The 20,637-nt window shown below is 62.0% G+C and carries 19 protein-coding genes; 8 read left to right on the top strand and 11 right to left on the bottom strand.

Features of this window, described 5'->3' with window-relative positions:
- Nucleotides 1-73: 73 nt before the first annotated feature.
- Entirely contained in the window at nt 74-958 is an 885-nt protein-coding gene (locus S7S_RS00095) for an esterase/lipase family protein (protein ID WP_008734355.1), read from the bottom strand.
- A gap of 345 nt (nt 959-1,303) precedes the next feature.
- Nucleotides 1,304-2,212, bottom strand: a complete 909-nt coding sequence (locus S7S_RS00090) for a YihY/virulence factor BrkB family protein (protein WP_008734357.1) — start codon at nt 2,210-2,212, stop codon at nt 1,304-1,306.
- A gap of 202 nt (nt 2,213-2,414) precedes the next feature.
- On the opposite strand from S7S_RS00090, the gene S7S_RS00085 reads away from it, so the two are divergent.
- Together S7S_RS00085 and S7S_RS00080 are read left to right on the top strand one after the other, a co-directional pair.
- Nucleotides 2,415-3,338, top strand: a complete 924-nt coding sequence (locus S7S_RS00085; protein WP_008734359.1) for a hydroxymethylglutaryl-CoA lyase — start codon at nt 2,415-2,417, stop codon at nt 3,336-3,338.
- A 112-nt stretch (nt 3,339-3,450) separates the two neighbouring features.
- A complete protein-coding gene (locus S7S_RS00080) occupies nt 3,451-3,900 on the top strand; it encodes a DUF4124 domain-containing protein (RefSeq protein ID WP_008734361.1) in 450 nt (149 codons plus the stop codon).
- A gap of 12 nt (nt 3,901-3,912) precedes the next feature.
- On the opposite strand, the gene S7S_RS00075 is transcribed toward S7S_RS00080, so the two are convergent.
- The 3 genes from S7S_RS00075 to S7S_RS00065 form a co-directional block, all read right to left on the bottom strand.
- The gene (locus S7S_RS00075) at nt 3,913-4,272 is read right to left on the bottom strand and encodes a VanZ family protein (protein WP_202966514.1); all 360 of its coding nucleotides are present in this window, start codon (nt 4,270-4,272) and stop codon (nt 3,913-3,915) included.
- 47 nt (nt 4,273-4,319) lie between these two features.
- A complete protein-coding gene (locus tag S7S_RS00070) occupies nt 4,320-6,206 on the bottom strand; it encodes an MFS transporter (RefSeq protein WP_008734367.1) in 1,887 nt (628 codons plus the stop codon).
- A 74-nt stretch (nt 6,207-6,280) separates the two neighbouring features.
- A complete protein-coding gene (locus tag S7S_RS00065; RefSeq protein WP_008734368.1) occupies nt 6,281-6,898 on the bottom strand; it encodes an acyltransferase in 618 nt (205 codons plus the stop codon).
- Nucleotides 6,899-7,002: 104 nt separating this feature from the next.
- On the opposite strand from S7S_RS00065, the gene S7S_RS00060 reads away from it, so the two are divergent.
- Complete coding sequence (locus tag S7S_RS00060; protein WP_008734370.1) at nt 7,003-7,731, top strand: DUF4197 domain-containing protein; 729 nt, start codon at nt 7,003-7,005, stop codon at nt 7,729-7,731.
- A 4-nt stretch (nt 7,732-7,735) separates the two neighbouring features.
- Here S7S_RS00060 and S7S_RS00055 read toward each other — a convergent pair whose 3' ends face one another.
- A complete protein-coding gene (locus S7S_RS00055) occupies nt 7,736-8,314 on the bottom strand; it encodes a DNA-3-methyladenine glycosylase I (protein ID WP_008734372.1) in 579 nt (192 codons plus the stop codon).
- Nucleotides 8,315-8,517: 203 nt separating this feature from the next.
- Between S7S_RS00055 and glyQ the strand changes: the two genes are divergently transcribed.
- The 5 genes from glyQ to S7S_RS00030 all read left to right on the top strand — a co-directional run bounded on the left by glyQ (nt 8,518) and on the right by S7S_RS00030 (nt 13,433).
- The gene (glyQ, locus tag S7S_RS00050; protein ID WP_008734374.1) at nt 8,518-9,522 is read left to right on the top strand and encodes a glycine--tRNA ligase subunit alpha; all 1,005 of its coding nucleotides are present in this window, start codon (nt 8,518-8,520) and stop codon (nt 9,520-9,522) included.
- Nucleotides 9,522-11,609 carry a glycine--tRNA ligase subunit beta gene (glyS, locus tag S7S_RS00045; protein ID WP_041025830.1) on the top strand — a complete coding sequence of 696 codons (2,088 nt, stop codon included), beginning with the start codon at nt 9,522-9,524 and terminating at the stop codon, nt 11,607-11,609. The genes glyQ and glyS overlap by 1 nt, the downstream gene beginning before the upstream one ends.
- Nucleotides 11,609-12,160, top strand: a complete 552-nt coding sequence (gene gmhB / locus S7S_RS00040; RefSeq protein ID WP_008734376.1) for a D-glycero-beta-D-manno-heptose 1,7-bisphosphate 7-phosphatase — start codon at nt 11,609-11,611, stop codon at nt 12,158-12,160. Before glyS ends, gmhB begins: the two co-directional genes overlap by 1 nt.
- A 33-nt stretch (nt 12,161-12,193) precedes the next feature.
- Entirely contained in the window at nt 12,194-12,931 is a 738-nt protein-coding gene (locus S7S_RS00035; protein WP_008734378.1) for a lysophospholipid acyltransferase family protein, read from the top strand.
- 166 nt (nt 12,932-13,097) lie between these two features.
- The gene (locus tag S7S_RS00030; RefSeq protein WP_008734379.1) at nt 13,098-13,433 is read left to right on the top strand and encodes an H-NS histone family protein; all 336 of its coding nucleotides are present in this window, start codon (nt 13,098-13,100) and stop codon (nt 13,431-13,433) included.
- Between the two features lie 63 nt (nt 13,434-13,496).
- Here S7S_RS00030 and S7S_RS00025 read toward each other — a convergent pair whose 3' ends face one another.
- The 5 genes from S7S_RS00025 to dnaA form a co-directional block, all read right to left on the bottom strand.
- Nucleotides 13,497-14,276: a response regulator transcription factor gene (locus tag S7S_RS00025; RefSeq protein WP_008734381.1), complete on the bottom strand. Its 780-nt coding sequence runs from the start codon at nt 14,274-14,276 to the stop codon at nt 13,497-13,499.
- Nucleotides 14,277-14,461: 185 nt separating this feature from the next.
- Complete coding sequence (gyrB, locus tag S7S_RS00020) at nt 14,462-16,879, bottom strand: DNA topoisomerase (ATP-hydrolyzing) subunit B (RefSeq protein ID WP_008734384.1); 2,418 nt, start codon at nt 16,877-16,879, stop codon at nt 14,462-14,464.
- Between the two features lie 52 nt (nt 16,880-16,931).
- Nucleotides 16,932-18,017, bottom strand: a complete 1,086-nt coding sequence (gene recF / locus S7S_RS00015) for a DNA replication/repair protein RecF (RefSeq protein ID WP_008734386.1) — start codon at nt 18,015-18,017, stop codon at nt 16,932-16,934.
- Between the two features lie 61 nt (nt 18,018-18,078).
- Nucleotides 18,079-19,179 (bottom strand): DNA polymerase III subunit beta, encoded by a 1,101-nt coding sequence (dnaN, locus tag S7S_RS00010; protein WP_008734388.1) that lies wholly within the window; start codon nt 19,177-19,179, stop codon nt 18,079-18,081.
- Between the two features lie 28 nt (nt 19,180-19,207).
- Nucleotides 19,208-20,599, bottom strand: coding sequence for a chromosomal replication initiator protein DnaA (dnaA, locus tag S7S_RS00005; RefSeq protein ID WP_008734390.1), 1,392 nt, complete (start codon nt 20,597-20,599; stop codon nt 19,208-19,210).
- Nucleotides 20,600-20,637 lie beyond the last annotated feature (38 nt).

Here is a 20,637-nt window from a genome sequence, read left to right as displayed (position 1 = left end):
TCATGGCGCCGTTGGGCAGATGACTCAAGCCTGTTTGCGACCAACGTCTTGCCCTGTGTCAACAAGCGGCCATTCAGTGCTCCTGCGCCGATTCTTCTGCGGGTTCACTCTGCTCGCTGGTGCCGCGCAGGCAGGCTTCCACTTCGTCGAGCACGCGGCGGCTGTAGAGCAGTGCGCAGTGACCATGCAGCGGTACGTGGATGTTGCCGGCGCCGGGCAGCACGGCGCTGCTGGCCGGCAGGATGAAGTTGTCGAAACTGGAATAGATTGAATAGAAACGTGTGTCACCCGGCGGCTCGCCCAGCGCGTTCAGTTCACGAATGAAAGCGCTCTGGTAACGCATCTGGAACGCGGCACCGATAGCCGGGAACAGGTTTGCCACGCGAGAACCTGCATGGGGCGAACCCAGCGTGACGACCTTGCCGACCCGGCCGGCCAGGCCAAGATGATGCAGGGCGTAGCGCGTCAGTGGGCCGCCCATGCTGTGACAGACCAGGTGCGCCTTCTCCGCCTGGGTGACACGCAGCACTGCCTCCACGTGGTCGGCCACCTGCTGCGCCAGCTTGCGCGCGTCGATAATCGGTGGCGTGTAACTCACCGCGTAGACATTGCGCCAGCCCCGTCGCTTGAGCCGCCACTGCATCAGCAGAAAATTGGCACTGTCGCCGCCGTAACCGTGCACGAGGATGATCGGTTCTTCACCCGGCCTGCGGTTTTTGACCGGCGAGGCGTCATGCAGCAGCCGCAGCGGGTAGCTCACCACCAGCGCCGTGATGGAAAGCCATTCGCGCACTGCACCCAGCAGGCCCGGCCACAGCCTGACCGGGGTGCCGCCCGGCACCGCCGCCAGCTCGGGTGAAACGCGTTGTTCGTAGAACCAGATGGCATAGAAGGCGAAGGTTTGCAGCCCCGTACCAAGTAACAGCAAGCCCGCCAGCCACAGCAACAGTTCCCACATACGCCTGATCCCCGGATTTGAATGTGTTCTGATATTAACAGGCTGTTGATAAACAGCCTCAGACTGAGGACAAACCCCTGTTTTTATGAATCACCTCTTCGAGGCGATATAAAAGTGGGTGGTCGCATTCCAGGTTGCAGCCCTATGGCTATGCAAGTGGAGGCTATCACCAGAAAAACAGCGACTCTTTGCCCTGGGTGGATAATTTTTTAGTAGAAGAATGGCTGCCGAGGTTTGTCAGCAGCCTGAGGCTGTTGATAAACAGCCTGCTCAAGCTGTCAGCAAAATCAAGCGCGACAAGCGATTGATTTCCCGTACCCACCTTGGGGCTCAGCCGACGCGGGTTCAGGTTTCTTCTTCCACCAGCGTCCGGCGTACGTTGATCGCCGTCGCCTGCGGGCGGATCACCCGGCCCCGGGCTTCGGCGTGGGCACGTGTGAAGGCCGCACCAAACAACAGGATCATCGACGAGTAGTAGACCCACAACAGCAGCAGCACCAGTGACCCCGCCGCACCATAGGTGGACGCAGTCGCCGTATTGGCGAGATAGAACGCGATGAGAAAACGCCCAAGCGAAAACAGCAGCGCGGTAATGAACGCACCCAGCCGCACATCCCGCCAGGTCAGGCGCACGTCCGGCAAGACGCGGAAAATGGTGGCGAACAACAGGGTAATGACAGCCAGCGAGACCAGGGTTTCGAGCCCCACCGCAATAAAGCCCGGCATCGGCAGCCAGTCGGAAGCGAACGTCATCACCGCCCGCAGGATGACGCTCAGCAGCAGCGACACCAGCAGCACAAAGCCGATCGACAGCACGATGGTCAGCGACAGTACGCGACTTTTGAGCAACAGAAAGAGGGTGTTGCGTGACGGACGCGGCATCACACCCCAGATGTTGTTCAGCGACCGCTGCAACTGGGCGAACACCGTGGTGGCCCCCACCAGCATGGCGCCGAGACTGATCAGCGTCGGCAGGATACCGCCGCGATTGATCTGCGTACCCTCCACCGCAACGCGGACGGCCTCGGCCGCGTCCGCACCGATGGCTTCCTGCAGCTGGGCCATGATCTGGTTCATTGCCGCATCCGTACTGAGGACGATACCGATCACCTGTACCGCCAGAATCACCACTGGAGCAATGGAAAACAGGGTGAAGAAGGCCAGCGCCCCGGCATAGATCATCGCCTGGCTGCCGAGCCAGTTCTCCAGCGCAGCACGGGTGATGCGGTACCAGTACTTCCAGTGCTCAGTCACGTCAGCCTCCTGCGGCATGGCCAGGAGCCGAGTCTACCAGTCTCCGCAGATGCATCCGACGCCCGGCAGTGGCAGACTTGGCCCGCTTGACAGGCTGTTGGTCGCAGCCTGTGCTGATAGCCTGATCAAGCCTCAAAAGGCTTTGTCAGCATTCTGTGAACAGCATAACAGGGCCGGCCAGGCCCTTCCGGGAGAGCACAGCATGCGCGAGCGCGTGATCATCAATGAAGTGGGCCTGCGCGACGGACTGCAGAACCAGCCGAAACACGTCAGCACCGGGGACAAGGCCCGGCTGGCACGGGCACTGGTGGATGCCGGTGTCCGATACCTGGAGCCGGTCAGCTTCGTCAGCCCGAAGGCCGTGCCACAGATGGCTGATGCCGCAGCGCTGACCACGCAACTGCCCCGCGATGCGGGCCTGCACTACACCGCCCTGGTGCCCAACCTGAAAGGTTACCAGCTGGCGCGCGACGCCGGTTACGCCACCGTGGCGCTGGTGCTGTCCACCACCGACACCTTCAACCAGCGCAACCTGAACATGTCCCTGGCACAGGCCGTCGACAGCTGCCGGTTGATCATTGAGGCCGCGCGCGCAGACGGCATTGCCACGCGCACCTATATCTCCGGCGCGTTTGCCTGCCCGTATGACGGCACGACGCCCGTGGACGTCACGCTTGACCTGACCCGCCGCATGATCGAGGCGGGCAGCGACGAGCTGGCCATCGCCGACACCATCGGCGCCGGGCATCCGCAGCAGATGAAAGACATCATGACACCGCTGATCAGCGAGTACGGCGCTGAACGGTTCTATGTGCACCTGCACGACACGCGCGGCCTGGCCAGCGCACTGGCCTGGACTGCCTGTGATCTCGGCATCCGCCGTTTCGACGCCTCCGTCGGCGGCCTCGGCGGCTGCCCGTTCGCACCGGGCGCCACCGGCAATGTGGCCACGGAAGACCTGGTCTATCTGCTGGAGGCCGTGGGGCTGGATACCGGGATCGATATCCAGGGGTTGCGCGCGGCGGTCCGGATCGCCGAAGCCGCCACGGAGCGGACCCTGGGCGGGCGCATTCTGCGCTGGATCGACTCCCAGGAAGCGCGCGGCAAAACGGTCTGTCTGAGCTGACCCGTCAGCGGATGTAGGCGATCGCTGACACATACCGACGCCAATGTCGTCTGGTCATACACTGTCGGTCATGCACACTGGCAGCAGGATTTTTCAGCAGGGACGCTGCCTCATGTACCGCTCCATCTCCGCACTCTTCATACCCGCGCTGCTGGGCTGCTGCCTGGCCTGCCAGGCCGGACAGATATGGCGATGCCAGCAGAACGGCCAGATGGTCTACGTCAATCAGCCGTGCGAAGGGCAGGGCGAACCGGTAGAACTCGCACCACTGGGCGAAATCAGCGGCATGGAAAACCGGCCGGCACCCCGCCGCGCGCCGCCGCCAGCGCGTCACAACACCACCGCCGACACCCGCCGGCAAAGCAACGACGGCCCGCTCGGCTACGGGGAACGCAGCCGCCTGCGCCAGCTGCAGATTGAACGCGATGGCTTGCAACGGGACCTGCAGCGGGGCAACGTGCGCGGCCACACCCGCACCGCCATTCAGGACGAATTGCGTGACATCTCACGGGAGATCGCACCGCTGGAGCGCCGCGCCCGTCAGTACCCGAGCGGGCCCTGAGACCGGCGCCGGTCAGCGCCGACGCCACCAGAGCAGCAATACGCCCAGCAGAGCGCCGGAACCATTGGCGACCATGTCGATCAGGTCAAACTGCCGGGAAAGCGTGAACGACTGGGCGTATTCCATCGCCACACCGAACAGGAATGACACCAGCCAGATCAGCCACAGTGGCTGCCGCGGCCAGCCGCAACCAAGCAACCAGGCCAGCGCAACGTATGCGAGAAAGTGCCCCACCTTGTCATTGATGTAGCCCATGCCGACGCGCACCAGTTCATCCGCCGGCCACAGGCTCAATACCGCCAGCGCCACGGCGCAGAACAGCGCCAGTACACGCCAGAACAGCGCCATGTCACGACTACCCGTCTGCTTCACGCTGCCTGTCTCCGTACAGAAAACACCTGCTTCATGATTGTCCCTGCTCAGGCGTGATCGCCGCGCAATTGCTGTACCTGATCCCGCAGGGCGGCGGCACGGACCGTTTCCGGTGGCTGCGGGGCACCGACGATCAGTGCCACGCGTGCGCGCAACCGTTTCGGCAGTTTGGCCAGCGCACGGCCGCCCTGGTGGCTGAAGTAGCTGCCCCACAGCCCCTGCAGTGCCATCGGGATCACCGGCACCGGGCTGTCGGCCAGCATCTTTTCCACACCGGCGCGGAATTCGCCAATCTCGCCGTCCGGTGTCAGCCGGCCTTCGGGGAAAATGCAGACCACATTGCCTTCCGCCAGTTCTTCCTTCACACGCACAAAGGCTTGCTCGTACACCTCGGGGCTGCGCTCCCTGCTGTCGATGGGAATGGTCTTGCCGGTGCGGAAGATGTAGTTCAGCAACGGCATCTCGTAAATCTGCTTCTGCATCACAAAGCGCACCGGCCGTTGCACCGAGCCGGCAATGAGCAATGCATCCACATAGCTCACATGATTACAGACCAGCACACACGGACCCTGTTCCGGAATCTGCTCAAGACCTTGCCGTTTTACGCGGTACATCACTTTTGTGAGCATCCAGATCAGGAACCGGATCATGAACTCCGGCACCATCGAATAGATGATCGCCGCCACCACCAGGTTGGCCAGTGCCAGGATCAGGAAGAAGCCGGGGATGCTGATATCCAGCAGGCCCACCACCACGATCCCCGCCACGGCAGAAAGCACCATGAACAACGCATTGAGCACATTGCAGGCGGCGATCACCCGCGCCAGGTGGCTGCGGCGGCTTCGCCACTGTACAAACGAAAACAGCGGCACAATGTAAAATCCGCCGAAGACGCCGATGCCGAACAGGTCCATCACAATGCGCAGGCCGGCGCCGTCACGCAGGAACTCACCCACCGACATCAGCGTACCGTCCAGCGGCGGCACCAGCCCCTGGTAGGAGAAGTAGAGATCAATACTGAACAGCGACAGCCCCAGGGAGCCGATCGGCACCAGCCCCAGCTCGACCCGTTTCGCCGACAGCTTTTCGCACAGCACCGAGCCAACACCGATGGCAATGGAAAACGTGGCCAGCAGCAGGGCATAGACCATCTCGGTGCCGAAGATGTAATTGTCCACGTAGACTTTCAGTTGCGTGGTGTAGGCCGCGCCCAGGAACCAGAACCAGGAAATGGCCAGCACCGAATACCAGACCGATTTTACTTCCCGTGCATGGCCAATCACGCGTGCTGTTTCGCTGAAAATATTCCAGTTGATCCTGACACTCGGGTCTGCCGCCGGGGCGGCGGGGATGGCGCGCGCGGCCAGGTAGCCGAGCACGGCAATGGTGATGACCGCCGCCGGCGCCCACCAGCTTTCCGAGCCGGACATGTTCAGCACCACACCGGAGATGGAGCCCAGCAGAATCGCAATATAGGTGCCCTGTTGCACCAGCGCGTTGCCGCCCACCAGCTCGGTCGGCTTGAGATGTTGCGGCATGATGGAATACTTCAGCGGCCCGAAGCAGGTCGACTGGAAACCCATGCAGAACAGCACGCCGAGCAGGAACCAGAGCGCATCAAAGTAGAAGCCCACCGCCGCCACCAGCATGATCACGACTTCCGCCAGCTTGATGCCGCGAATCAACCGGGCCTTGTCGTACTTGTCGGCAAACTGCCCGGCCAGTGCAGAAAACAGAAAGAACGGCAGGATGAACAGCGCCAGTGCAATGTTGTTCAGCGTGTTCGGCGCCACCGCCGTGACCACCCCGGAGGTGATCAGAAGAATCAGCGCCTGACGAAAAACGTTGTCGTTGAAAGCACCGAGGAACTGGGTCAAAAAATAGGGAGCAAAGCGACGGGCCACCAGCAGGCGGGTGAGGGAAGCTGATTGCATGCGGTTTCCTTGTCTGGTTTTTAACGCGGCATGGCAAGTCTGGCAGTGTCACTGACACCGCGCCGAGTGGTGCATCACCGTTTGTCCGGCTCACGCCGGCCGATCGGCCGCGCGGGGTTGCCCGCCACAATGGTGCCCTCGGGCACATCCCGTGTCACTACCGCGCCCATGCCGACCACGGCGCCGTCACCGATACGTACGCCATCCACAATACCGACGCCGGCACCGATCCAGACATCACAGCCGATATCGATACCCTGCGATGTCACCGGTTGCGCCCGCACCAATGCGTCCGGCGACAGACCGTGGTTGAAGGCGTAGACCGTGCAGCGCGCCGCAATGCGCGTGTGATCCCCGATACGGATGCCCGCTGCGCCGCCGTCCATGCTCACCCCGTGGTTGATGCTGACATGCGCGCCGAGCCGGACCGGCCCATGCAGGAACACGTCCGCCGCAATCTGGCTGTAGTCGCCAATCACGATATCCCGGCCCGGCTCGGCAAACAGGTTGGCTTCCGGCGCGATAAAGCAGTGCGCGCCGATATGGACCGTCTCCAGCGCCATCAACTCGTTCTGGAGCGCACGCTGCCAGGCCTCTGCCCAGGCACGGTGCGCCGGTTTCAGCCGGGCATACAGCCACGGCATATAGCTCAGCCGTCGCTGATGCTGGCGACGGTAGCGGTCATCGGTCATGGGAAAGTCCTTCGCCGGTCATCACAATGCAGGCCAATGTCTTTATAGTAGCAGCAGGTTGATCACGCCCGGCCGGGCGCCTTCGTCTCACAAGGATAGCGGACATGTCACAGCCGTTCTTTTCGCGTCTGACCAGCGTACTGGTCGTTTTCTGCCTTGCCGGCATACTCACTGCCTGCGAGTCCATGCAGGGCTGGCCGGTGGCCGGCGACACCGGCACCCAGGGCGGCAGCACGGCCTCCCCGCTGGTCAATGCCGTCCGCCAGACACTGGTGCTCAGCAGTGACCGCGCCACCACAGCGTTATCGGCCCCGGGCGGATACGCGAACAACCCCGCGCTGCGCATCACGCTGCCGTCGCAACTGGATACCGTCACACAGACCCTGCGTCAGTTCGGCATGGGCCAGTATGTCGACAAGCTTGAAGCACGCATGAACGAAGGTGCCGAGCAGGCCGCCGTGGAAGCCAAGGAGGTATTTCTCACTACCATCCGCGAGATGAGCATCACCGATGCACTGGGCATCGTGCGTGGCGGAGACACCGCCGCCACCGATTATTTCCGCAGCCAGACCGAGTCCACGCTGCGCCAGCGTTACCAGCCGATCATCCGGCAGAACCTGGAGAAAGTCGGTTTTTATGACCAGTACCGGCTGGTGCTGGATGTGTACAACACCCTGCCGGTCAGCAACCGCCTCAATCTCGACCTGGAACAGTATGTGCTCAACCAGGGCCTGGACGGGCTGTTCGGGCGCATGGCCGAGGAAGAGCAGCTGATCCGCCGCGACCCGCTCGGCCGCGGCAGCCAGGTGATCAACGCCATCTTTGGCGGCTGATGCCTCAGACCATCGCGGCGCAGGCCGCGTGGCGCGGGCATTGGATCATGTGATCGTTGACCACGCCCACGGCCTGCAGATAGGCATAGATGATGGTCGGGCCGACAAACCGGAAACCGCGTTTCTTCAGGTCCTTGCTGATCCGCTCGGCCAGCGGCGTCACCGCCGGGACATCGCCCCTGCCACGCGGCCGGTTTACCACCGGCTTGCCATCGACGAAGCCCCACAGATAACGGTCAAATGAACCGAACTCCTTCTGCACCGCCAGAAACGCCTTCGCGTTGGACACGGTGGATTCCACCTTCAGGCGGTTGCGAACGATGCCGGGGTCCTGCAACAGCTTTTCCTGTTTCGCGGGCGTAAAGCGCGCCACCTTGACCGGATCGAAGCCGGCAAACACCTCGCGATAGCGCTCACGCTTGCGCAATACCGTAATCCAGCTCAGGCCGGCCTGGGCACCTTCCAGCGTGAGGTACTCGAACAACACCTGATCGTCGTGAACCGGTACGCCCCATTCCTCGTCGTGGTAACGGCGGTAGAGCGGGTCGTCCCCGCACCAGGGGCAGGCCTCGATCATCTTCATTCCGGTTCTCCTGTACGCACAACGACACTGACCATATGGACAGCCGAATGCTACCTCGCCGCAACGCCCCACGCCAGCGCCGGTATCACCCGACATGCGCTGACGCTATACTTGGCGGCTTGATTTTTCCCGGTCCAGACGCGGCATTACGCCATCAACCCGGCGGGGCGGGGCACACTTTTTTCCAGGCAACAGGATTGATCATGGCGGCTCAACCGCAAGTGGACATCAGCACCTTCCAGGGCCTGATACTGGCCCTGCAACAATACTGGGCCGAGCAGGGCTGCGTGATCGTGCAGCCGCTCGACATGGAAGTGGGCGCGGGGACGTTTCATCCGTCCACCTTCCTGCGCGCCATTGGTCCGGAAAACTGGAACAGTGCCTATGTGCAGCCGTCACGGCGGCCCACTGACGGTCGTTATGGGGAAAACCCGAACCGCCTCCAGCACTATTACCAGTTCCAGGTGGTGCTGAAACCTTCGCCGGACAACATTCAGGAGCTGTACCTGGGTTCACTGCAGCGGCTTGGCTTTGACACCCGTGTGCACGATATCCGCTTTGTCGAGGACAACTGGGAATCCCCGACGCTGGGCGCCTGGGGCCTGGGCTGGGAAGTGTGGCTCAACGGCATGGAAGTCACCCAGTTCACCTATTTCCAGCAGGTCGGTGGCATTGACTGCTACCCGGTGACCGGCGAAATCACGTACGGCCTGGAACGGCTGGCCATGTATCTGCAGGGCGTGGATTCGGTCTATGACCTGGTGTGGTCCGACGGCCCGTTTGGCAAGGTCACCTACGGTGACGTATTCCTGCAGAACGAGATCGAGATGTCCACGTTCAACTTCGAGTATGCCAATGTCGAGGCACTGTTCGGGCAGTTCGACCTGTTCGAACGCGAAAGCGCACGGCTCATCGAGGCCGGCCTGCCATTGCCCGCTTATGAATATGTGCTGAAAGCCTCGCACACCTTCAACCTGCTGGACGCGCGCAAGGCGATTTCCGTCACTGAACGGCAACGCTTCATCCTGCGTGTGCGCACGCTGGCCCGCGCGGTGGCCGATGCCTACTTCAAGGCACGCCAGGCACTCGGTTTCCCGATGGCCGATGCCAATCTCAGAGACGAAGTGCTGGAACAACTCGCCCAGCAGGCTGATGCAAAGGCTGTGCGGGAAAGCAAGCAGGCGCAACGTGCCAAGGGAGAGCAATAATGTCCGCATCGTCCCATTCCCTTCCGCACGCTGATCTGCTGATCGAGCTGGGCACGGAAGAACTCCCCCCGAAATCGCTGGCCGCGCTGTCGGAAGCTTTCGCCGGTGAAGTGCTGCGCCAGATCGACGAGGCGGGCCTCAGCCACGGCGCGATGAACATTTTTGCCGCCCCGCGCCGGCTGGCGTTCCGTATTGACGCCTTGCAAACCCGCCAGCCCGACCGCGACATCGAACGCCGTGGTCCGGCCGTGAGCGCAGCGTTTGACAGCGACGGCAACCCGACCCGTGCTGCGCAGGGGTTTGCCAGCTCCGTCGGCCTGACCGTCGACCAGCTCGACACACTGGAAACCGACAAGGGTGCCTGGCTGGTGGCGCGCCTTCAGGAACAGGGCCGCACCACCGCTGAACTGCTGCCGGAATTCCTGGCGCAATCCGTGCAGCGCCTGCCCATCCCGAAGCGCATGCGCTGGGGTGCGCGCAAGGTCCAGTTCGTGCGCCCGGTGCACTGGCTGGTGGGGTTGCTGGGTGAAACCGTGCTGCCGCTGAACCTGCTGGATCTCGCTGCCGGCGCCGTGAGCCACGGCCACCGCTTCCACGCACCGGATGCCATTACTTTCCGGCAACCCGTCGAGTATGAAGCCCGGCTGGAAAAAGAAGGCTATGTGATCGCTGATTTCGCCCGCCGCCGCGACATGATCCGCGCGCAGGTCGTGGGCGCTGGCCAGCAGGCGGGGGGCGTGGCCGTGATTGATGATGACCTGCTCAATGAAGTCACCGCACTGGTGGAATGGCCGGTGCCACTGGTCGGCCGGTTTGATGCCGATTTCCTGCGCGTACCGCAGGAAGCGCTGATGACCGCCATGCAGGAACACCAGAAGTATTTCCCGGTGGTCGACAACGACGGCAAGCTGATGAATGCGTTCATCACCATCAGCAATATCGACAGCACCGACAAGGCCGTGGTGATCAGCGGCAATGAGAAAGTGATCCGCCCGCGCCTGTCCGATGCCGCGTTCTTCTACGATAACGATTGCCGCAAGACACTGTCACAGCACGCCGAGCCGCTGCGCAATGTGGTGTTCCAGCAACAGCTGGGCACGGTCGCCGACAAGTGCGCCCGGATCTCGAAACTGGCCGGTGTGATCGCCGGGCAGATCGGGGGGGATGTGGCGCTGGCCGAACAGGCCGGCCTGCTGTGCAAGGCGGATCTTGCCTCTGAAATGGTGTACGAGTTCGACACCATGCAGGGCATCATGGGTTATTACCTGGCCCGCAACGAAGGGCTGCCGGAAGAACTGGCCTGCGCGTTGAAGGAACAGTATCTGCCACGCTTCGCCGGCGACACGCTGCCCGGTACTCGTACCGGCCAGGCCGTGGCCATTGCCGACAAGCTGGATACGCTGGTCGGTATTTTCGGCATCGGCCAGAAGCCGTCCGGCGACAAGGATCCGTATGCGCTGCGCCGTGCAACGCTCGGTATCTTGCGCACCATCATCGAATGCGAGTTGCCGCTGGATATCCAGATGCTGGTAGAGCAGGCGGTGGCGCTGCTGGGTGATTGTGTTGATGCCGGCGCGGCACGTGACGCACTGGAGTTCATCAATGGCCGCTATCGCGCCTATTACCAGGAACAGGGCATCGATACACCGGTGATCCTGTCCGTGCTGGCGGTGCAGCCGACCCGGCCACTGGATTTTGACCGCCGCGTCAAAGCCGTCGCCGCGTTCCGTCAGCGGCCGGAAGCAGAAGCACTTGCCGCCGCCAACAAGCGCGTCGCCAATATCCTTGCCAAGCTGGACAGTGCACCAGGCGATGAAATCGATGGCGCGCTGCTGGTGGAAGATGCGGAGATGAACCTGGCCAACGCCGTCGTCGATGCCTACGCAGCGGCTGAGCCCTTGCTCGACAAGGGTGATTATCGTGCCTTGCTGGCCATGCTGGCCGACCTGCGCGAGCCCGTGGATGCTTTCTTCGACCAGGTGATGGTCATGGCCGATGACGCCGCAACCCGCGACAACCGTCTGGCGCTGCTGTCGTTCCTGCGAGACCTGTTCCTGAACGTCGCGGATATTTCCGAGCTGGGCTGATGACCGATGCAAACAGACTGGTGATCCTCGATCGCGACGGCGTCATCAACGAAGATTCGGATGACTACATCAAGTCGCCGGCGGAGTGGATCGCCATCACCGGTTCCGCCGACGCCATCGCACGCCTGAATCAGGCGGGTTACACCGTGGTGGTCGCCACCAACCAGTCCGGTGTCGGGCGCGGCTATTATGATCTGGCCACGCTCGATGCCATCCACACGAAAATGCACCACACCGTAGAAAGCGCCGGCGGTCATATCGACGGCGTTTTCTTTTGCCCGCACGCGCCCGAAGACGATTGCGACTGCCGCAAGCCGCGCCCCGGCCTGCTGGACCAGATTCGTGACTATCTGGGCTATCCGGTGACGGGTGCCTGGCTGGTTGGCGACAGCCTGCGCGATCTGGAATGCGGCCTGGCCCGGGATTGCCGGCCGGTGCTGGTGCGTAGCGGCAAGGGCGAGCGCACCCTCGCCAGAGGATTGCCCACGCCACTGGCCGATATACCCGTGTTTGATAATCTTGCCGCGTTCGCCCACCACCTGACGTCATGATGCGGCATTGTGGCTGCCGTCAAGGAACTCCCGATGCCCGCTGTCAGTATCAATATCCGCCTGCGAAGCCTGTTGTTTTTTCTCGTCTACAATCTGCTCGGCATCGTGCACAGCCTGTTGTGCCTGCTGGTTGCCCCCTTCCTGAATTTCCGCCAGCGCTATGCGTTCGTGAACCTGTGGACCGCTGGCGCCCTGTGGTTGCTGCGGCACATCAACGGCATTCAGGTCGAGGTGCGTGGCCGCGAGAATATTCCCGTCGGTGAAAGCGTGGTGGTGATGGCCAACCACCAGAGCCAGTGGGAAACGTTTTTTTTGCAGTTGCTGATTGCTCCACAGACTACCGTGCTCAAGCGCGAGCTGCTGTGGGTCCCCTTTTTCGGCTGGGCGCTGGCGCTGCTGGACCCGATTGCCATCGACCGGAGCAAGCCGGGCGACGCACTGAAGACGATTCTGCGCGCAGGCCGCAAGCGTCTGGCGGACGGCACCAGCGTGGTGATTTTCCCTGAGGGCACGCGCCAGGCGCCGGGGCAGGTCGGTCGTTTCAACGCCGGCGGCGCCATGCTGGCCTGCCAGGCCGGCGCGCGGGTGGTGCCCATCGCGCATAACGCCGGCTGCTTCTGGCCCGCCCGTTCACTGATGCGTTACCCCGGCACGGTTACGCTGGAGATCGGGCCGCCGATCGAGACCGCTGGCCGCAAGGCACAGGCCGTCGCAACCGAGGTGGAAGACTGGGTGCGCCGCCATGTTGAGGCCCTGAATCCGCCGCGTTGAGCGGCCTGACGGCCCGGCTTTTTCACCGGTCGGGCTATGGTGCTTTTTTGACAGCATGCTAGAGTAGCTGCCCTGTCCGGTCGGCTTCGCCGCCATGGCCCAGAATGACCTTAGCTGCCCGCAAATCTCACTGCATTCAGTCTGTCGCTGTTAACAAGGAATACCTATGAACATCAATCTCGCACCGTTGTCGATTTCGGAGCTGGAGCAACTGATCGCCGACGCGAATACCCTGATTGAGAAGAAGAAGAACGAATCGATCCGCAATGCCAAGGCCGAAATCGAGAAGATTGCCGCCGAAGCCGGCCTGACCATCGAAGAGCTGATGGGGATTGCCAAGCCTGCTGCCGGTGGCGCTGGCAAGGGCACACGCAAGCCGGCGGCGGTGAAGTTCCGTCATCCGAAAGACGAGAACCTGACCTGGTCCGGCCGTGGCAAACGCCCGAACTGGCTGCAGGATGAGCTTGCGAAAGGCAAGAATCTGGACGATTTCGCTGTCTGACGCCCAGGGGCAGCGCCGTCCGGCGTTGCCCTGCCGGCCTCCGCCGGCCATGTTCCGAGGGGATTACCCGACGCTGGCCAGCCTGACTGGCAAAGCCGCCTGCCCCATGGCGGGCGCTGCTCTGCGTTCCGGTTCACGGGCCTTGTCTACCCGATACCCCAGTCCCGGCACCGTGATGATCACCGAGGCGCGTCCGGATGCGCTGTCGCCGGCGAGCAGGGCCAGTTTTTTGCGCAGACGATAGATCAGCACCGTCACCGTCTCCGGGCTGCTGCCCTCGATACTGCCAGACAATGCATCCGCCAGTTGTTCCCGGGAGACCGTGCGGCCGGCCGCATTGGCCAGGGCGGTAAGAATATCGCTTTCCCCGGCCGTCAGGGCCACGCTGTGTCCTTCGCCATCGCGCAGAGTCCGTTCACCGCTGTACAGCCGCCAGGGGCCCACCGTCACCGCGTCGCCCATCCTGCCGGCCGGACGCCACTGGCGACTGAAAAAATTGCCAAGGCGCAGCACCAGTTCCCGGGCGAGGAAGGGTTTGCTGAGGTAGTCGTCCGCGCCCAGCTCCAGCGCAGCCAGCCGGCTCTGTTCATCCTGGCGGCCGGACAGGACGAATACCGGCATGTTGCCCCGGGCGCGCAGGCGCCGCAGCAGCACCAGCCCGTCCTCGTCCGGCAGATTCAGATCCAGCAGTACCGCATCATGGTGCGCCTGCGACAACTGGCGCAGAAAACCTTCACCGTCCGCCACGTCCGTGACCCGATATCCCTGTGCCTTCAGCAACGCGGCCGTGGCGCGTCGCTGTTGCGCGCAGGCTTCCACCAGAAGCAGATGTGCACCTTGCATGGCGTATCCTCCCTCGAACGGACAACACCACCACTGCAAGCCACGGGCCACCTTTTTCCCGTTTTTTCTCAATAAGTTAGGAGATCACGCCAGAAGAGGGGCACAAATTTTGTTATTTTCTGACGTGTCTTGCTGGGACGGGTGTCCCCGCACCACCTGGGTGCGGGGTGGAGGCGGGGAGCGGGTCAGATATCGAGGTTGGCCACCTGCAGCGCGTTGGTTTCGATGAACTCCCGGCGGGGCTCCACATCGTCGCCCATCAGCGTGGTGAAGATCTGGTCGGCCGCAATGGCGTCTTCTACCGTCACCTGGAGCATACGGCGTACTTCCGGGTCCATGGTGGTCTCCCAGAGCTGTTCCGGGTTCATCTCGCCCAGACCTTTATAGCGCTGAATGCTGGTCCCTTTGCGAGCCTGCGCCATCAGCCAGTCGAGCGCCTCGGCGAAGCTGGCCACCGGCCGGCGGGTTTCGTTACGTTCCACCAGCGCGTCGTCGGTCAGCAGGCCTTCCAGTTTTTCGCCCAGCGCGCGGATGCGGGCGTAGTCCGGGGACTGGATGAAGTCCACTGTGACCTGGAAATCGCGGGTCACGCCGTGAGCGAGCACTTGCACACTTGGCAGATACCAGCCACGCTCGGGGTCCTTGCGCGCCTGAATGGTGTAGGTCTGTGCCGTGGTCGCCGCATGATTCGCCCGGGCCGCCAGGTTGGCGCACCATTGCTGCATGAAGCCTTCATCGGTGAGCTGCGTTTCCTGCAGGGAGGGCACATACAGCATCTGCATCAGGACAGCTTCCGGGAACACCCGCGACTGGCGATGAATCGCTTTCATCACCGTGCGGTATTCATGGATCAGCGCTTCCAGCCGCTCGCCCACGATGGGCGCTGAGGCGTCACCGTCAGGCAACAGGGCGGCTTTCTCCAGCGCGATATTGGTCAGGTACTCTTCCAGCGCAGCATCGTCCTTGAGGTAGCTTTCCTGCTTGCCCTTTTTGATCTTGTACAGTGGCGGCTGGGCGATATAGATATAGCCGCGCTCGATCAGCTCTGGCAACTGGCGGAAGAAGAACGTCAGCAGCAGGGTGCGAATGTGGGAACCGTCCACATCAGCATCGGTCATGATGATGATGCGGTGGTAACGCAGCTTGTCCGGGTTGTATTCGTCGCGGCCAATGCCGCAACCCAGCGCGGTGATCAGGGTGCCCACCTCCTGGGAGGACAGCATCTTGTCGAAGCGGGCCTTTTCCACGTTCAGGATCTTGCCCTTCAACGGCAGGATGGCCTGGGTTCGGCGGTCACGCCCTTGCTTCGCAGACCCACCCGCGGAATCACCCTCCACCAGATACAGTTCTGACAGCGCCGGGTCTTTCTCCTGACAATCCGCCAGTTTGCCGGGCAGGCCGGCAATATCCAGCGCGCCCTTGCGGCGGGTCATCTCGCGGGCCTTGCGGGCCGCATCACGGGCGCGGGCTGCGTCGATGATTTTCTGCACGATCTGTTTGGCTTCGGCCGGGTTTTCCAGCAGGTAATCCTGGAACAGCTCCGACATGGTCTGCTCTACCGCAGTTTTCACTTCGGAAGACACCAGTTTGTCCTTGGTCTGGCTGGAAAACTTGGGATCCGGCACCTTCACCGAGATCACCGCAGTCAGACCTTCCCGGGCGTCATCCCCCGTGGTGGCCACCTTTTCCTTTTTCAGGAAGCCCTCGTTCTCCATGTAGCTGTTCAGAGTACGGGTCAGCGCGGCACGGAAGCCCGCCAGGTGGGCACCGCCGTCCCGCTGGGGGATGTTGTTGGTAAAGCAGTAGATATTCTCGTTGTAGGAGTCATTCCACTGCAGCGCCACTTCCACGCCAATGCCGTCTTCCCGGTCACACTGGAAGTGAAACACGCGGTTCAGCGGGGTTTTGGCGCCGTTCAGGTAGGCAACAAACGCCGACAGACCGCCTTCGTACTCGAAAAGATCTTCCTGGCCAGTGCGTTCATCCTTGAGATGAATGCGAACACCGGAGTTCAGGAAGCTCAGCTCTCGCAAGCGTTTGGCCAGAATATCGTAGTGGAACTTGATGTTGGTGAAGGTCGCAGCGCTCGGGCGGAAGCGCACCGTGGTACCGGTCCCTTCCGTTTCACCGACCACTTTCAGCGGTTCATTCGGCACACCATGCCGATACACCTGCTCATGGACCTTGCCATTGCGGCGGATGGTGAGCTTCAGCTCTTCGGACAGGGCGTTGACGACCGATATCCCGACGCCATGCAGACCGCCGGAAACCTTGTAACTGTTGTCGTCGAACTTACCGCCGGCATGCAGGACCGTCATGATTACCTGGGCAGCAGAGACACCTTCCTCGGAATGGATATCCACAGGAATTCCACGGCCGTCATCTGCGCACGTCACGCTCTCATCCGGATGAATAGTGACTTTGATGTCCTTGCAGTGGCCTGCGAGCGCCTCATCGATGGAGTTATCCACAACTTCAAACACCATGTGATGCAGGCCGGTGCCGTCGTCCGTATCGCCGATGTACATGCCGGGGCGCTTACGCACCGCGTCCAGACCTTTCAGGACTTTGATACTGCCGGAATCGTAGCTGTTTTCCGTCATGGCTTTTCCTTCGCTTGCTGCGCTTTAACCACTATTGGTGCCGGGCCGCCCGTTAATCCAGGCGTCTCAGCACACCATGTTCCACGTGGAACATTCTTGTTCCGTTGCCTTCTGCCTGAACAGGCAAGGCATCTGCCGACAGGGCGGTGATGATCATCTGCTGCTTCAAGTCTTTCAGCGCCGCCAGGACCGCTGCGCTGTGCTGGCTATCGAGTTCAGATGCCAGGTCGTCCACCAATACCAGGCATTGGCCGCCGTGGCCGTGCACAAGCAGGTAGAGCTGGGCCAACAGCAATGCATAGCTCAGCGTCTTGGTTTGCCCCCTGGAGAACACATCCCGCACTGGCCCAGCTGCTGTTGTCAGGCGCAGTTCCGCACGGTGGGCACCGCGCCCTGTATGTCCTCGTTGCCTGTCCTTTTCAATATCAGCAGCCAGCAAGGCCTGCAGATCCTCGCCTTCCGGCCAGCCAGGGAACAGGCTGATGCTCACTTCCGGCAGTTCACCAATATGGCCCAGAACCGCCTGGAGATGGGGGCTGAGCGCCGTGAGATAGGCGCTGCGCAACTGACTGATTCTACCAGAAACCGTAGCAACTTGCTGATCCCAGACCAGCATCTCCCGGTGTTGGAACCGGCCGCTCCGGAGCAGCCGATTGCGCTGCTGCAGCGCCGTGTAGAGCTGCCGCCAGAGGGGGAGGAAAGATTGTTCCACGTGGAACAATCCCCAGTCGAGGTAGCGGCGCCGCGCCGAAGAAGGGCCCTCGACAATCTCGACCGTCCCGGGATGAAACGCCTGCACCGGGAGGATCCGGGCCAGGTCCGACAACCCCCGCACGTTTGCGCCGTCCAGTTTCAAACCGGAAAATCCCTGGCGGTTACGTGCCATCCCCAACCGGTGCATCACACCCTGATGGCTCATCACCTCGGCAAACAGCACCGCATCCTGCGCGGACTCCTTCACCAATCGCTGTAATCGACTGGTACGGAAGCTGCGCCCGGAACCCAGCAGGTAAATCGCTTCCAGAAGGCTGCTTTTGCCAGAACCGTTATCACCCACAACCAGATTGACCCCGGCTCCGGGAACAAACTCAGCCTGTTGGTAATTGCGAAAAGAGGAGAGGGCGAGGCGCTGCAACATGGGGAGGGGGGGAAGCAGACCTGCCGGGTCAGATCAATCGCGCCCGGCAGGTCCAGTCCGATCAGAGCCGCATCGGCATGACGACGTACAAGGTCGCAGTGACGTTCGGATCGACGATCACCGCACTGCTGTTGCTGTCACCCAACTGAATCTGTACCTCTGTGCTGTGCAAGGTATTCAGCACGTCCAGCAAATAGCTGACGTTGAAGCCGATCTCCAGCTCCGAACCCTGGTAGTCCACGGACACTTCCTCTTCCGCCTCTTCCTGCTCCGGGTTGTTGGCCTGAACCCGCAGGCTGGCATCAGAAAGCTGAATCCGCACACCGCGGTATTTCTCGTTGGAGAGGATGGCCACACGGCCAAGTGCCTGGCGCAGCGTCTCGCGATCCGCCATCACCCGACGTTGGCCTTCGCGCGGAATCACCCGCTCGTACTCGGGAAACTTGCCGTCCACCAGCTTGGAGGTGAAGGTCACATCCCCGGCGATCACCCGCACGTGGTTCTTGCCCACGGTCAGCTTGACCGGCTGAGTGCTGTCCCCCAGAAGACGGGCCAGCTCCATCACGCCCTTGCGAGGCATGATCACCTGCGCGTCGTCGCTGATGCCAGTCACTTCCGCATCAGACATCGCCAGCCGGTGACCGTCAGTGGCCACCGCGCGCAGACGCCCTTTACGCAGTTCCAGCAGCAGGCCATTCAGGTAGTAACGTACATCCTGCTGCGCCATGGAAAACGCGGTGCTGTCGATCAGGCGGCGCAACTGGTCAGGCGCGACTTCCAGCAGAGCGCCCCCCACCTCCTCTTCGAGGTTCGGAAACTCGGACGCAGGCAGCGTGGACAGGGTGAAACGGCTGCGACCGGAACGCACCACCAGCCGTTCGCCGTCCACCTCCAGGCGGATATCGGCTTCCGCCGGCAGGCTCTTGCAGATATCGAGCAGTTTTCTTGCTGGCACGGTCGTCTCACCGGACTGGACTTCACCTTCCAGCGGCAGCCGGGCAACCAGTTCCAGCTCCAGGTCTGTGCCGGTGACAGACAATTGCTGGTCCGTCACTTCAATCAGCACATTGGACAGCACCGGCAATGTCTGACGCCGCTCAACCACCCCGGCCACCTGTTGCAGGGGCTTCAGCAGCAGCTCGCGGTTGATGGTGAATTTCATATGCATTCCCCTACATTTTGCATGGTTATCAGGAGGTCAGACTGCGCAGCAGATTCTGGTAATCCTCTTCAATCTCCGTACTGCCTTCACGGAGCTCCTTCACCTTCCTGCACGCATGCAGCACGGTGGTATGGTCCCGGCCACCGAACGAATCCCCGATCTCCGGCAGACTGTGGCTGGTCAGTTCCTTCGACAACGCCATGGCCACCTGCCGCGGCCGGGCCACCGAGCGGCTGCGGCGTGGCGAGAGCAGGTCAGCGATCTTGATCTTGTAGTACTCGGCCACGGTGCGCTGGATGTTGTCCACACTCACCTGACGGGCCTGGATGGCGAGCAGATCACGCAGGGCATCCTTGACCAGGCCTATGTCCAGCGGCGCGCCTGTGAAGCGCACATGGGCGATGACGCGTTTTAGCGCCCCTTCCAGCTCCCGCACATTGGACCGGATACGCTGTGCAATAAAGAAGGCTGCCTCATTCGGCAGGTCAATACGCGCCTCCTCGGCCTTCTTTTTCAGGATCGCCACCCGTGTTTCCAGCTCCGGCGGCTCCATCGGCTGCGACAGCCCCCACCCGAAGCGGCTCTTCAGGCGCTCCTCCAGGCCATCAATCTCTTTCGGAAACTTGTCGCAGGTAAGAATGATCTGCTGGCCGTTTTCCAGCAAGGCATTAAAGGTATGGAAGAACTCTTCCTGCGACTGTTCCTTGCCGGCGAAAAACTGGATGTCATCGATCAGCAGGGCATCCACCGTACGGTAGAAGCGCTTGAACTCATTGATGGTCTTGTTGCGCAGCGCCGAAATCATGTCCGCCACAAAGCGTTCGCTGTGCAGGTAGACCACTTTCGCGTTCGGATTCCGCTTCAGCAGGCCGTTGCCCACCGCATGCATCAGGTGGGTCTTGCCCAGCCCCACACCACCGTACAGCAGCAGCGGGTTATACCCGTGGGTACCCGGGTTCTCGGCCACCTGCTGGGCTGCAGCAGCGGCCATGCGATTGGATTTACCTTCGACGAAGTTATCGAACAGGAAAGTGCTGTTCAGATTGCTGCGATGTTTTGCCGTCGTGGTGGAAGCTGCCGTATCCCGGGGAGGCTGGACCGGCGCGTTGACGGCGGGTGTGGGCGCCGGCGTGGCAACCGGTGCCGGCGTCACTGCCGGTCGGGAAGGCCGCGATGCACCGACTTTCAGATTCAGCGTGGGCAGCGCCCCCGTCTGCAGTTCACCCAGCAATTCACCGATGCGTTCCAGGTACTTGTCCCGCACCCAGTCAACGATAAAGCGGTTCGGCGCAAACAATATCAGCTCGCCGCCATCCGCCGAGGCCACCACCTGCAAGGGTCGGATCCACATACTGTACTGCTGCGCGGGCAGCTCATCTTCCAGCCGCGCGAGACAGCGATTCCAGAGCTCTTCGGACACGTCCCTGCCTTTAGTTCTATCTTTACGAGGGTGAATGG

The organism is Isoalcanivorax pacificus W11-5, assembly GCF_000299335.2.
In the GTDB taxonomy this organism is placed as follows: Bacteria; Pseudomonadota; Gammaproteobacteria; order Pseudomonadales; family Alcanivoracaceae; genus Isoalcanivorax; species Isoalcanivorax pacificus.
The sequence above is the reverse complement of the archived record's forward strand: the minus strand, read 5'-3'. Positions and strand labels throughout refer to the sequence as shown.